The 12,427-nt window shown below is 74.1% G+C and carries 9 protein-coding genes; all 9 read right to left on the bottom strand.

Annotated features, from left to right (window positions below):
* Positions 1 to 18: 18 nt before the first annotated feature.
* Genes ACIRD3_RS05890 through ACIRD3_RS05850 form a run of 9 tightly spaced genes read right to left on the bottom strand, consistent with a single transcriptional unit; the run spans position 19 to position 12,425 of the window.
* Entirely contained in the window at positions 19 to 351 is a 333-nt protein-coding gene (locus ACIRD3_RS05890; RefSeq protein WP_402212201.1) for a hypothetical protein, read from the bottom strand.
* A 14-nt stretch (positions 352 to 365) separates the two neighbouring features.
* Positions 366 to 875, bottom strand: a complete 510-nt coding sequence (locus tag ACIRD3_RS05885; protein ID WP_402212198.1) for a phage baseplate assembly protein V — start codon at positions 873 to 875, stop codon at positions 366 to 368.
* A gap of 32 nt (positions 876 to 907) precedes the next feature.
* The gene (locus ACIRD3_RS05880; RefSeq protein ID WP_402212195.1) at positions 908 to 2,065 is read right to left on the bottom strand and encodes a hypothetical protein; all 1,158 of its coding nucleotides are present in this window, start codon (positions 2,063 to 2,065) and stop codon (positions 908 to 910) included.
* Complete coding sequence (locus ACIRD3_RS05875; protein ID WP_402212192.1) at positions 2,058 to 2,423, bottom strand: LysM peptidoglycan-binding domain-containing protein; 366 nt, start codon at positions 2,421 to 2,423, stop codon at positions 2,058 to 2,060. Before ACIRD3_RS05875 ends, ACIRD3_RS05880 begins: the two co-directional genes overlap by 8 nt.
* Positions 2,420 to 3,067 carry a hypothetical protein gene (locus ACIRD3_RS05870; RefSeq protein WP_402212859.1) on the bottom strand — a complete coding sequence of 216 codons (648 nt, stop codon included), beginning with the start codon at positions 3,065 to 3,067 and terminating at the stop codon, positions 2,420 to 2,422. The genes ACIRD3_RS05875 and ACIRD3_RS05870 overlap by 4 nt, the downstream gene beginning before the upstream one ends.
* The gene (locus ACIRD3_RS05865) at positions 3,064 to 3,636 is read right to left on the bottom strand and encodes a HEAT repeat domain-containing protein (RefSeq protein WP_402212189.1); all 573 of its coding nucleotides are present in this window, start codon (positions 3,634 to 3,636) and stop codon (positions 3,064 to 3,066) included. Before ACIRD3_RS05865 ends, ACIRD3_RS05870 begins: the two co-directional genes overlap by 4 nt.
* 13 nt (positions 3,637 to 3,649) lie before the next feature.
* A complete protein-coding gene (locus ACIRD3_RS05860) occupies positions 3,650 to 9,805 on the bottom strand; it encodes a DUF4157 domain-containing protein (RefSeq protein ID WP_402212186.1) in 6,156 nt (2,051 codons plus the stop codon).
* Positions 9,802 to 10,329 (bottom strand): hypothetical protein, encoded by a 528-nt coding sequence (locus tag ACIRD3_RS05855; protein ID WP_402212184.1) that lies wholly within the window; start codon positions 10,327 to 10,329, stop codon positions 9,802 to 9,804. The genes ACIRD3_RS05860 and ACIRD3_RS05855 overlap by 4 nt, the downstream gene beginning before the upstream one ends.
* Positions 10,320 to 12,425: an ATP-binding protein gene (locus tag ACIRD3_RS05850; protein ID WP_402212181.1), complete on the bottom strand. Its 2,106-nt coding sequence runs from the start codon at positions 12,423 to 12,425 to the stop codon at positions 10,320 to 10,322. The genes ACIRD3_RS05855 and ACIRD3_RS05850 overlap by 10 nt, the downstream gene beginning before the upstream one ends.
* Between the last annotated feature and the right edge of the window lie 2 nt (positions 12,426 to 12,427).

The raw sequence follows: 12,427 nt of genomic DNA, 5'->3' as shown, positions 1-12,427 counted from the left end.
TGATCACGGGCCCGGTGTTCATACGCCCTCCGCCCGCTGCTGGACGACGGTCACGATCGGCGGCCCCTGCGGGACCTGCTCGGCGCTCTGGCACAGCCCGACGGCGGACTGGGGCAGTGCGGGGGAGCCGTTCACCCGGATCCGGGCGGACGGCACCACCCAGCGGACCGTCACACAGGGCTGCGGCTTGCCCGCCACGTTGAACGGGCAGCCGGTCACGGTGTACGGGTCGGCCGTACTGGTGACGGCCTGGCCGGCGACCAGCACCCGCGCCTGGGCGGGCCGGGCCGTCGCCTGGCCGCCGTGCGGGCAGGTCACCGTCGCATTGACGTGCAGCAGATTTCCGGTCATGTGGTTCTCCCCCGTCAGGTCACGCTCAGGGCGTCCTGGTTGATGGAAACGGTGGCGCCGACGAGCGAGATCTCGGCGCCCTGGCCGTTGCTGATCCGGATGCCCGAGTCGTTGATCACGATCGAGGCCCCGCTCGGGGTGCGGAGCGTGATCCCCGTGGTCGGGTCGTCGGACAGCACGATCACCCGCCGCCCGGTGGTCTCCAGCACGGCGTTCGGCGCCCCCGGCGGGCCGGTCGTCGCCTCCACCGGGACCTCCGAGGCGGAGCCGTACCAGCAGCCCGTCCAGATCGGGTAGCTCTGGTCGCCCTGCTCGAACTCCACCCACACGCCCGCCCCGACCGGCGGGACCGCGTAGTGCCCCATGCCCGGACCGGCCACCGGGAAGCAGGGCATCGCCCAGGTCGACACGGCCTCGCCCAGCACGTCGGGCACCTGGGTCTGGATGCGGCCGATCCCGAGCGGGTCGGCGTTGTTCACCACCGTCCCCCGGAACTTGCCGAGGTAGCGGGTCGGTTCGGCCATGCGGGCAACTCCTGCTGCTCGGTGCTGGGCGGTTACGGGACGACGGCCGGCTGGAGGGCGATCAGGCCCTCGCGGGTCAGCGTGAAGTTCTGGGTGTACGAGCCGCGCTTGAGGTTGTGGGTGACGCTCTTGACGAAGTAGAGGCCGTCGTAGGTGAGCCCGGCGCCGCGGACGCCGACCAGCTCGCGCGGCCGCAGCACGTGCCCGTACCGGACGACGTCGAGCTGGCCGGAGCCGGAGACGGCGTCCGCCGACTGCATCGCCTTGGCGATGGTCTCGGCGACGGCCTGGGTGGTGTCCTTCTTGGCGGTGTCGGCGATGACCTTCTTCTTCAGCGCCGGCGCGGGCCTGAGCGCCAGCGGCGGGCGCAGGATGCTGACCTCCGGCACCGGCAGGACGGAGGACACCTTGGTCGCCGGGAGCTGGATGCGGGCCTCCGGCTCCTCGCGGGCCGTGCCGTCGAACGCGAAGGTCAGCTGGTCGACGTTGGACAGCGCGTCCATGTTCACGTTCAGTGCGTGCTGCGGGACGCCGAGCCGGTTCTCCGGCCCCCAGTAGGCGCGGCTCATCCCGGGGACCGGGCCCGGGTCGAGGTAGAACACGTAGCCGTTGGCCTTCGCCAGCTCGCTGACGTACCCGAGGTCGGTGCCCTTCTGGAAGTCGATCCGCCGGGTGGGCATCGGCGTCTGCGGCACCAGCTCCGGGACGACCAGCGGCAGGATGCCGTACTGCCCGTACTTGCCGATGATCGCGGCGACCCGGGCCGCCGGGGACATCGCCGGGAAGGGCACCCCGGCCTGCTCCTCCAGGTCCATCAGCACCGTCAGGTCCTCGCCGGTGACGGTGAGCGTGGACTGGCCGGGCTGGTTGCTGATGCCCACCTCCTGGCGGATGATCACACCGTCCATCAGCACGGTCGGGGTGCCCGTGACGGTCACCATCAGCACGACCCTGATCTTCGGGTCGAAGAAGCCGCCCGGCAGCAGCGCGGTGTCGATCAGACCCCGCTTCGACAGGTCGAAGGCGAGCTGGAACCCGCTGCGCTGCCCGGACGCCACCGTGACCTGCGCCGACAGCAGGGCGTCCGTCACCGGCTGCGGCACCGGCACCGGGATCTGCGGACCCATCAGCAGGCTGAGGTGGATCGCCCCGACCGGCCCGCCCCCCGTGACGGCCGAGAGGTCAGGCATTGCGCACCCCCGGCACCGCACCCGGCACCGCACCCGGCAGCGCGACGGTGATCCGCCGGCCCGGCGTCGCGGTCAACTCCCGCGGATCGACCACGGGGTTGGCGTCCGCGATCCGCCACCACTGGTCGGCGCTGCCGAGGTAGCGGTTCGCGAGCAGGTCGAGGCGGTCCCCGGCGCTCACGGTGTGCTCGGCGAGCGGGGTCAGCCCGTCCGTGCTCGGCAGCAGCCTCCGCCGCAGGTACGGCACCTGCCGCCCGTCCGGCGTCGTGTGCAGGGCCACCGGGACGCCGTGGTACCGGCTGGTCAGCGGGTACGGCGAGGGCGCGGGCAGCGCGCCGGACGTGTGGTCGACGGTCATCGGAGTCCCCCTCCCAGGCCCAGCACGCTCAACCGGCCGTCGGCCGCGGCGCCGACCAGCCGTTCCTTCTGCGCCAGGTGCGCCAGGTACAGCTCGGCCCCGCGGTGGCCGGTCGGCAGATCGGTCACGGTCAGCACGCGCAGGCCGATCGCGACGGCGGCCCTGATCGGATTCAGATCGATGTCGAACGCCTCTTCGGTGATGGTGAGTTCGGTCAGCCGCACCGGCAGGATCCGCTTGCCGCCCCAGGTGAACAGCGTCAGCGGCGCCTCGACCGGCGTGATCTCCAGGGTCCCCGCCGCGGCGAGCGCCTGATTGGTCCTCAGCTGCGCGCTGGCCGGCTGCACCAGCAGCTCCAGCGTCGCCAGCTGCGGATGGATCCCGTTCGGCGACGGCACGTCCAGCTGGTCCGTCGCGTCCAGCTCCGCGGTGAACTTCCACGTCTCCACGGCCGGCCCCTTCAGCCGCAACGCCTCCGTCCGGTCCCCACTCCCCTCCGCCCCCGCCGTCTGCGGCGCCAACGACCGCTCCAGACTGTCCGGATTGAACTGCAGCACGATCACCCGCTGCGGCGTTCCCCGCTGCGGATCCACGATCACCAGCCCGGCCCTTATGGGCCTGGGGATGTCTGCGTAGGGCATCAGGAATCGCCTTCCGTTCGGGCCATACCCTCCAGCAGGACCCGGGCGTTGTGCCGGACGTGCTCCACCGGGTCCGTCCGGCTCAGCTCCTCCACCACGGCCACCAAGCCGGGCCAGGGCAGGTAACCGGTGGCGAGTACGACCGCCTGTCGGACCGCCGGATCGTCGTCCCGGGCGGCGTCGGCAAGGGCCTCGACCACCGACCGGTCCTCGGGGTCGTCGGCGGTCAGCGCGGTGGCGTAGAGGGCGATGAGCTTGTCGTTCCGGTCAGCGGCCCGGTGCAGGGCGGCCAAGGCCTCGTCCAGGGCCCACACCCGGCAGCGCGGCCGGAGTTCCGCCTCGGCGTCGGCCGCGCCGTCGCCCCGGATCGTGACGTACCGCACGCCGATGTTCCGGTCGTCGACGTAGTGCACCTCGGCTTCGCCGCCCGGGGTGAGCCAGCTGTCGACGACGGCGCCGTCCTCCTTCCGTCCGAGGTCGACGACGTCCCAGAAGAGGTCCCAGACGACCAGCTTGAAGTCGTGCTCGCTGAACTCGGGCTTGAGGACCAGGCGGGTGAACGATCGGGTCATGCGAGTCTTCCTCTTATGTCAGGCCGTAGAAGTGCAGTAGGAACTGTTGGACGAGGTTCTCGCCCTTCTTGACGGTGTCAGCCGCCGTCGTGGCGACGATCCCCACGCCACCGGTCCTGGCGAGTGCCCAGGTTTCGCCGAGCTGCAGCTCGCGGAACTTCAGCTCGTTGCGGTCGGCCGCGGTGCCCTCCAGGTTGGTGAGCAGGCCCGCCTCCTCCTGCTTGAGACCGCGGGCCGCCGCCGCGGCGCCCCTCATCGACATCGGGAACTGCCCCCGGTCACCCCGGCGGTTGTTCTCGTACTGGGCGAACGCGTGGTTCCGGTCCAGCCCGCGGGCCTGCGATCCGCGGGCCAACAGATCGGTCGTCATGGCCGCGTAGCCGAGGTTCGCGGGGCTCCGGACGGACTCCCGGACGAACATCAGCCAGTGCGCGTTGCGCACCAGCTGCTGCTGCTCCGGCGTGAACGACGGGGGCAGGTGGCTGTTCGTGCTGTAGGCCCTCAGCGCCATGGCGAAGTTCATGTCGGTCAGCCCGACCCGGGACAGGTCGGCTGCGATCTCCGGGTACGTGCCGACCCCCTTGGTGAGGGCATTGGTGAGGCCGCCCCGGTTCTGCTCCTTGACCGCTCCACCCTCCGGGCCGACCGTGTAGTGCTCCATCTTCCCCCAACCGACCTTGTAGGGCGGGACGATGAGCGGGCTGCCCTGCGCGGTCGAGACGTCGAGGTCCGTGCCACGCTCCCTCAGGTACAGGACGGAGCCGGGTATGTCCTTTCCCCCTTCCACCCGGAGGGGCTGGTTCACGGCGTCGGCACCGGCCCGGTGCTTGAGCAGCCGCATGTGCCTCGCGACCGCGATGACGTCGGCCCGGTCCAAGAGGCCCTCCGCCTGCTTGCGGATGATCACGCGGATCTCCTCGGCCGTCAGCTCGAAGCCGCCTGCGGCCCTGGCCGTCGGGTTGAGCTGGGCCTCGATGGTGAAGGCCGGACTGCCGACCTCCGTGAGCCCGGTGAGCCGGTACCAGGCCCGCAGCCCGGCCAGGAGCGGCCGGAGCACCACCTGCCGTACCCCGCGGGCCAGCAGGCGTTCGATCCGCGGGCGGATGCGGGCGACGATCAGCTCCAGGCGCTGCTTCTTGGCGTCCGGGGAGTTCTCGTGGGCGCGGCGTTGGGCGCGTTGCTGTTGGCGTTTCTGGTGCCAGGCGCGCAGGCGGTCGCGTTGTGTGCGGTAGGCGTCGCGGAGCTTGTGGGCGCCGTTGGTGAGGGCGCGGCCGAGCTTGCTGTCGAGGAGTTTGCGGCCGAGGGTGCGGGCGGCGACGCGGACGCGGTTGAGGGCGGACTTGACGGTCTGGCGGGAGGCGTTGAGGGCGCGGCCGACGGGGGAGGCGGGTCGGCGGGGTGCGGTGGACTTGGGGCGGGTGACCTCGCGGCGCGGGCGTCCGGGGGTGGCCGAGGGGTGGCGCTCCGCGTGCCGGACGGTGTGCCGGGCGGGGCCGGTGCGGGCCGGCCGGGCGGGGCGGGCGCGGCCGGGGGAGGGCGGCTTGCGCAGCGACCGGGTGGCCCGGCGCAGCCCCGCGCGGGCCTTGTTGACGGCGTTCCCGGCGGCCTTGCGGGCGCCCTTGCCGGCCTTGGCCAGCCCCTTGAGGATCTTCTGGGCGATCGCCTTGAGTTTGCTGCCGACCGCCTTCCCGGCGCCCTTGAGCTTGCTGAGCAGGAAGTTGGAGATGAAGTCGAGCAGCGCGACCACGCCCGCCGCGACCACGTCGGCGAACAGGCAGGCGGCCGAACCGGACTTGACCGCCTTGAGGAAGGTGACGAACTTCCCGATCGCGGCGACGATCTTGCTGATGGTGTTCCACGCCGCCACCAGGCCCTCGATGATCGCCATGATGGCGCCCGCCGCCGGCACGATCAGCGACACCAGCTTCTCGACGACGATCGAGACGATCATCCCCGGCAGTGCGGCGACGATCGCCTGCCAGGCCATCCGTCCGATCTGCGCCATCGAGATGCAGCCCTTGACCAGGACGTTGACGATGGTGGAGGTCAGGCCGACCACCGACTCGACCTTCTCGTTGAACCACTGCTTGACGGCGCTCTTGATCGCACCCCACAGGTAGTGCCGGATGCCGTCGATCGCGGCGGTGCCGAGCTTCTTCAGCCACCCGCCCGGGTCGGAGGCGATGTCGCCGATCAGGACCGCGAACTCGCCGAAGACCGCGATCGCCTTCTGGACGAAGTCGATCGCGTCCATGACGGCCTTGCGGACCGCCTCGACCGCGGCCTTGAGCCCGGCCTCCAGCACGTTCAGCAGCGCGTTCAGCCCGGCCGCCAGCAGGTCGAGCAGTTTGTTGACGGCGTTCTTGAGCCTGTCCGCCCACTCGTTGACCTTGGCGACGGCCTTGTCCCGCCACTCCTCGATCTTCTTGCGGAACTTGTCCCGCAGTTCGGGGAAGGCCGCCAGCAGCACGTCGCAGATCTTGATCAGCGCGTCGGCGAGCTTGTCGATCAGCTCGACGGCGAACTTCCGCGCCTGGTCGATCGCCCAGTTCGCGAACTTCCGGAAGCCGTCGATGATGTCGTTGACCAGACCGCGGAAGTAGTCGAAGACCTTGGTGACCGCCTCGACCAACGCGTCGAAGGCGGCCTTGACCTTGGACTTGACCCAGCCCCACCAGCCCTCGGACTCCTCCTTCTTGCGGTCCTTCTCCTTCTGCGCCTTCTCCTCGGCCTCCTTCCGCTTGTCCTGGATCTTCTGGTTGTCCTGCTGCTGACGGTCCTGGACGTCCTTGTCGGCGTCGGTGCGCTTCTTGCCGATCTGCCCCGTCTTGTCCCGGTGCTCCGCGTCGGAGTCCTGGTCCGCGGTGGTGACCTTCCGGTCCTGCTCGGTGCGCCACTGCTCGCGCTCGGCCTTGACCTTCTCGGCGGCCTCGCCCCGCTCCCCGGCCTGGGCCTGGGCGTTGTCCGCCACCGCCTGGTCGACCTCGGCCTGGTTCCGCCGGCGCGCCTCGGCCTCGCCCTGCTTCTGCTGCGCCCGTTCGGAGCCCATCCGGCTCTGCCCCTGGCCGACCGCGGCCTGGATCTGCGGGCCGCGCTCCTGCTGGGTGACCACGCCGATGCCCGGCTCGGTGTCGACGGCGCCGCCCGCCCGGGCACCCCCGGTCCGGCCGCCGCCCGGGACGGAGGCGGTGAGGGTCTCCTTCGGCACGTCCGGGTAGATCCGGTCCTCGCCCATCGGCTTGGCGGCGTCCTCCCGGCCGACGCCGAGGATCCTGGTGGAACTCTCCTTGAGCTTCGCCGCCTGCTGGTCGGTGCGGGCCGGGTCGCTCTCCCCGGTCAGTTCGACCGTCGGCGCGACGCCGACGGTGGTGTTCAACGCCGGATCGGTCGTGGGCACGTCGCCGACCGCGCCCTGCAGCTGCTGTACTTCCTGCGGCGAGACCTGGTTGCTCGCGTCGTCGGCGACGTGGGGCGCGGCGACCCGGTCGCCGGGGTTCCGGCCCTCGACCTTCTTCTGCTCGGCCTGCTGCTGGCCGTCCTTCTGCCGGCCGTCCGCGCCCTGCGGACCGACCCGCTCCAGCCGCTCCGTCACCGCCTCGGCGGGCGGCGCGGCCTCGGGCGGGCCGGACTGGGTCTGCGGGGCACCGGACGGGCGCTGGACGGCCGGCGGGGCGGCCTGCAGCCGGGCGTGCTGCTCGCCGACCGTACGGTCCACCGAGCCGTCCACGCCGTCCAGGGCGGTGGCCATCTGGTCGGGCGGGAGGCTCGCGGCCGTCGCGAGGGCGCCCTGCGGGTCCTGGGCGGAGACGTCGGGCGGGGCCTGCTTGCGCTGCTTGGACGGGGCGCTCTCGGCCGCGCCGCCCGCCGCGCAGCCGCCGCCCGTGCCTGCGCCGTTGCCGGCGTTGCCACCGGCGCCGTCCGGCTCCGCCTCGGTGGTGGGCTGCTGCGGGCCCGCGCAGGCACCGCCGCCGGACTCCAGGGAGGCGTCGGGGGCGGGCCGGGTGGCGAGCCCGGCGGGTACGTCGGCCTGTTCGGCGGCCGGGCCGGGACCGGCGTCGGGACCGGCGTCGGGGTCGGTTTCGGGAGCCGCGCCAGGACCGCCCGGGCCGTCCCCGCCGACCGGACCTGCCGCGGCGGGTCCGGCGGCGGTGTGCTCCGGGCCCGCGGCGCTCGGCTCGGGTGCAGCTGCGGGCCCGGTCGCGCGGGCCTCCTCGGCGGGGGCTTCCGACTGCCGCGGCTCCGTCGGGTCGGGCCCGGCGGCAGCAGCCGGCGCCGGGTGCGCGGCCGGGTTCGTGGTCGGGTCGGGGCCGATCTCCTGCTCGACCGGCTGCTCCGGCTGGAGGTCGCGGGCGCTCCCGTCCTCGGGCTCGGCGGTGGCGGGGGCCGGCTCGGTGGCAGCCCCCCCGGGCTGGGCCTGCTCGGGCGCCGCCGGCGGCTCCGCCTCGTCCTCCGGCCGGCTCTCCCGCTCGGCCTGCACCCGGTCGGCCTTGGTCGCCGGCGGCTCGGGGAACTCCGGTGCCCCGGCGTTGGCGGCGGGCGCGCCGTCCGCCGACGGCGTGATCTGATCGGCCGTCGGGACGGCGGACACGTCGAGGTCGGAGGAGGGCAGGAAGTCCCCCGGATTGAGCTCCGGCCCGGGGGCGGCCGACTGCGGCTGCCTGTCCTCGCCCGGGGCGGGCGCGTCGTGGACCTCCGCGTCCGCGCCCGGCTCCAGGCCCAACGGCCTTTCCTCGTCCGGCGTTTCACGCTGCCGGTGGTCTCCCTCCAGCATCCCGTGCCGGGCGAGCGGGCTGTCCTCGGCCTGCGCGATGGCGTCCAGGCGCTCGGGCTTGACGGGGGCCGACTGCGGCAGCGGCGCGGCGGCGGGCTCCTGGGGCTTGGTGCCGGCCGAGGGCTGGGTGGCGGCGTTCGCCCGTTCGGCTCCGGGCGAGCCGGGTACGGAGACGGCTGCCGGCTGGGCGCCCCCCTCCGTCGCGGCGGCCTGCTCGGGCCCCGTGCCGGGGGCCGGGGCGGGCGCCTCCTCGACGGTGGTCGGCTGTGCGTCGGCGGCGGGCTGGGTTTGGGCCTGAGCCTGGTCCTGGGCCTGACCGGTCTCCGGCTGCGGAGCCGGCTGCGCGTCCGGCGGAGTCTGCGCGGCCTCGCCCTCCGAGGGCTGGGCCTGCCGGCCGTCCTGCTCCTCGTTCTTGCCGTCCTCGTCCGCCGCGTCCGCCTTGTCGCCGTTCGCCTTGCGGCGCTTGCGCCGATGCTTCGGATCGTCTGACTGCCGGGCCTCTTCGTCGAGTCGACGGTTCCGGTTCTGCTCCTCCGTCTGCCCGAGCTCGTCCGTCGGCTTGTTCCCGTCGGTGGCCCGCTCGGCGGCCTGCTCGGTGGCCCGGTCGGTGACGGGCTCGGGTGTCTGCGCGCCGTCCACGTCGGCCGGGCGGTGCTCGGCGGCCTCGACCAGTTCCAGCACCCGGGTGTAGTCCGACGAAGGCAGCCGGTCCGCCAGCCGGGCGAGCACGGAGGCCTGCAACTCCGGTGCGAAGCGGGCGAGTTGCAGACGAACCCGGCCGGAGGAGTCGGTCGGGTCCCCGCGCAGCGAGCGCAGGATGCCGGCGGCCAGCCGGTCGACCAGCGTGGCCGGGTCGAGCCGCTCGGTGCGGAACCGGTCGGCGTCGACGGTCGCGTAGCGGAGCCAGCCCGGCGTGGCACCCGGCGTCGCCGCCGCCGGCCGGTCCTCGCGCGCCCCGTGTTCCGCCTCCCGTTCGATCGCGTCCTGCGGCAGGCTGACCGCGCCCAGATCGCGGCCGGCCCGCAGCGCGCCGAGCGGGTTCGGGGCCTGGACGGTGTGCAGCAGCTCGTGGGCGAGCAGCCGCCGGCCGTCCTCGCCGGCCGGGCGGTACTTGCCCTCGCCGAAGAAGAGGTCCGGACCGACGGCGACGGCGTCCGCGCCGATCAGCTCGGTCAGCGCGGCGGAGTCCCGGTCGGTGTGCACCCGGACCCGGCTGAGGTCGTGCCCGAGCCGCGCCTCCAGCTCCCGCCGCACGCCCGGGTCCAGCGGCTGGCCCGCGCCGGAGACGATCTCCTTCGGCTCGGGCGTACGGGCCTTCGGCGCCCGTGGCTTGCGCCGGGCCGCGCCTTGCTGGGCGTCCGGCCCGGAATCCCGGGCGGGCGCGTTGAGCCGGCTCATGTCCGCCCCCGTTCCGGCGCCCGGCCACCGCCGGACAGCCCGGTGTGCACGGCGCGGGCGAGTGCCTGGCCGAGCCGCTGCGCCGAGGCGCCCGCGGGCAGGGGCGGCAGTCCGGCGAGCAGGTCCAGCGCGCGGTCGCCGTCGGCCGCGAGCGGTACCCCGCGTTCCGCGACCAGGCGGGTCAGCTCGCTCCGGAACGCCGCCGTCAGCCGGTCGTGGTCGATCCGCGGGAAGCCGTCGAGGACCAGCTCGCCGATCTCGACCTCGATCCGCCCGGCACCGCCGGTCCCCGCGCTGCCCGTTCCCAGGCTGCCCGTTCCCGCCGGGCCCGCTGTCGCACCGCCGGTCCCCGCGCTGCCCGTTCCCAGGCTGCCCGTTCCCGCCGGGCCCGCTGTCGCACCGCCGGTCCCCGCGCTTCCCGTTCCCGCGCTTCCCGTTCCCGCCCTTCCCGTTCCCGCACGGCCCGCTGCCGCGCTGCCCGGCCCGGGTGCGGTCCCGGGCCCCTCGGTCTCGGTCAGATCCATCCGGAGACCTCCGAAGGCGTCAGCGAGCGCTCCAGCTTGAGGTACTCGGTGCGCGCGGCGGCCAGCAGGTGCCGCATCTGCATCGGGCAGTCCTCGTCGGCGGCCAGGAAGGCGGCGGACAGCGCGATGTTGCGGATGGAGCCGCCCGCCACGGTCAGCTGGGCGAGCCGCTCCGGATCGACACCCTGGCTGGGGGTCTGCGCGGGGATGACCCGGCGCCAGATCTCGGCGCGCTCCGGTACTCCGGGGAACGGGAAGTCGGCCACGAACCTGATCCGCCGCATGAACGCCGGGTCCAGCGCCTTCTTCATGTTGGTGGTGAGCACGGCCAGGCCCCGGTAGGCCTCCATCCGCATCAGCAGGTAGCTGACCTCCAGGTTGGCGTAGCGGTCGTGGCTGTCCTTGATCTCGCTGCGCTTGCCGAACAGCGCGTCGGCCTCGTCGAACAGCAGCAGCGCGCCGCCGCGTTCGGCCGCGTCGAAGACCCGTCGGAGGTTCTTCTCGGTCTCCCCGATGTACTTGCTGACGACCTGGGAGAGGTCGATGACGAACAGGTCCACGCCGAGCTGTCCGGCGACGACCTCGGCCGCCAGCGTCTTCCCGGTGCCCGAGCCGCCGGCGAACAGCGCGGTCACGCCGAGGCCTCGGCGCAGCACCGACTCGAAGCCCCACTCCTGGTAGACGGTGCCGCGCCGGCGGACGTGGGCGACGATCTCGCGCAGCGTCGCGAGCTGGCGCTCCTCCAGGACCAGGTCGTCCCAGCCGGCGCGCGGCTCGACCCGCCGGCCCAGCTCGTCCAGGGACATCCGGGCTTCCACCAGTCCGGCGAGCCAGGCCAGTCGGCTGACGTCCGCACCGTGTCCGCCCTCCCCGCCCGCCCCGCCCTCCGCGCCGTCCCCGCCGTTCCCGCCGTCCGCACCCCTCACGCCGTCCGCACCGACGTGGCTGTCGCCGCCCTTGCCGCCGCCCTTGCCGCCGGCCTCGGCGGCCCGCCGGGCGGTCGCCGCGGCCGAGCGGATCACATGGCCGGGCAGCGAGAACTGGGCGGCCAGCGCGCGGAGTCCGCCCTCGGTGACCCCCGGCGCGCCGTCCAGCGCCTCGGCCCAGATCCCCAGCTGCTCCTCGGGGCCGAGCGGGGGCACGGTCAGCCTGGTGCGGTCCGAGGTCCCGGCGGGCGGGGGCTCGTCGCCGGACACGACCAGCGGCACCGCGAGGCGGGCCAGGAAGGACTCCGCGCCGTTCGGGGCGTGCGGACGCTCCCGGCCCGGTTCCCCGCTCTCCACCAGCAGCGCGGCCGGGATCAGGATCGCCTCGCGCTGCCACAGCCGGGCGAGTTGCTCGCGCTCGGCGGGTTCGGTGGGCAGGTCCTCGCGGTGGGCGGCGTAGAGGCCGAGTCCGGCGCGGTGGGCCGCCTCCGCCGCGATCTCCCAGCGGGTGCGGCGGTCGGCGCCGGTCAGCTCGGTGTGCGGCGGGCCGGACAGCCCGGCCGAGGTCCACGCCCGTGCCAGCTCGGCGGCGCACCGCTCGTGCGGGCCGGGCAGCTCGCCGGGCGGTCCCACCCGGGTGAGCAGGCCGTGCAGCCGCACGTCCAGGTACGGCACGCCGACCAGGAAGTGCAGCACCCGCTCGTCGATCCGCAGCCGGGAGGCGGTGAGCGCCGTCTCGTCGTCGAGTTCGACCAGCCGGAAGCGGCGCAGCGGGCCCACCGGGGTGAGCGCGCTCCAGTGCGGCTGGTCCAGGGCGGCGAGGGCGAGGGAGAAGGTCGGGTACCCGCGCGCCGGGTCGCCGCCCGCCGCGGCGCACCGGGCGGCGGCGGTGGGGTCGATCGCGGGGGCGGCGGCCAGCACCAGGACGTCGCGCTCGAAGGGGGTGAGGCCGAAGGAGGCGGTGAGCGCGTCCAGGGCGGTGGCGGGCTGCCGGCGCCCGCCGCGCCGGGCGCCGGGTGCCGACGATGCCGACGGTGCGGCGGGCCCGGCGGTGCGGCCGGCCGCGTGCGCGTCGACCCGGTCGAGCACGGCGGCGACCGCGGCGGACAGCGACTCCCGGTGCGAGTCGTCCGCCGAGCCGTCGCGGCCCTGCCTGCGGCGCGTGCTCATCT

The sequence above is a fragment of the Kitasatospora sp. NPDC093550 genome, assembly GCF_044764985.1.
In the GTDB taxonomy this organism is placed as follows: Bacteria; Actinomycetota; Actinomycetes; order Streptomycetales; family Streptomycetaceae; genus Kitasatospora.
Note: the sequence above shows the minus strand (reverse complement) of the source record. Positions and strands in the feature narration are given on the sequence as shown.

Coding starts and splice junctions, on each gene's coding strand:
- ACIRD3_RS05885 (WP_402212198.1), bottom strand. CDS start 875: ATGGCCGAACCGACCCGCTACCTCGGCAAGTTCCGGGGGACGGTGGTG.
- ACIRD3_RS05875 (WP_402212192.1), bottom strand. CDS start 2,423: ATGACCGTCGACCACACGTCCGGCGCGCTGCCCGCGCCCTCGCCGTAC.
- ACIRD3_RS05850 (WP_402212181.1), bottom strand. CDS start 12,425: ATGAGCACGCGCCGCAGGCAGGGCCGCGACGGCTCGGCGGACGACTCG.
- ACIRD3_RS05880 (WP_402212195.1), bottom strand. CDS start 2,065: ATGCCTGACCTCTCGGCCGTCACGGGGGGCGGGCCGGTCGGGGCGATC.
- ACIRD3_RS05860 (WP_402212186.1), bottom strand. CDS start 9,805: ATGAGCCGGCTCAACGCGCCCGCCCGGGATTCCGGGCCGGACGCCCAG.
- ACIRD3_RS05855 (WP_402212184.1), bottom strand. CDS start 10,329: ATGGATCTGACCGAGACCGAGGGGCCCGGGACCGCACCCGGGCCGGGC.
- ACIRD3_RS05890 (WP_402212201.1), bottom strand. CDS start 351: ATGACCGGAAATCTGCTGCACGTCAATGCGACGGTGACCTGCCCGCAC.
- ACIRD3_RS05865 (WP_402212189.1), bottom strand. CDS start 3,636: ATGACCCGATCGTTCACCCGCCTGGTCCTCAAGCCCGAGTTCAGCGAG.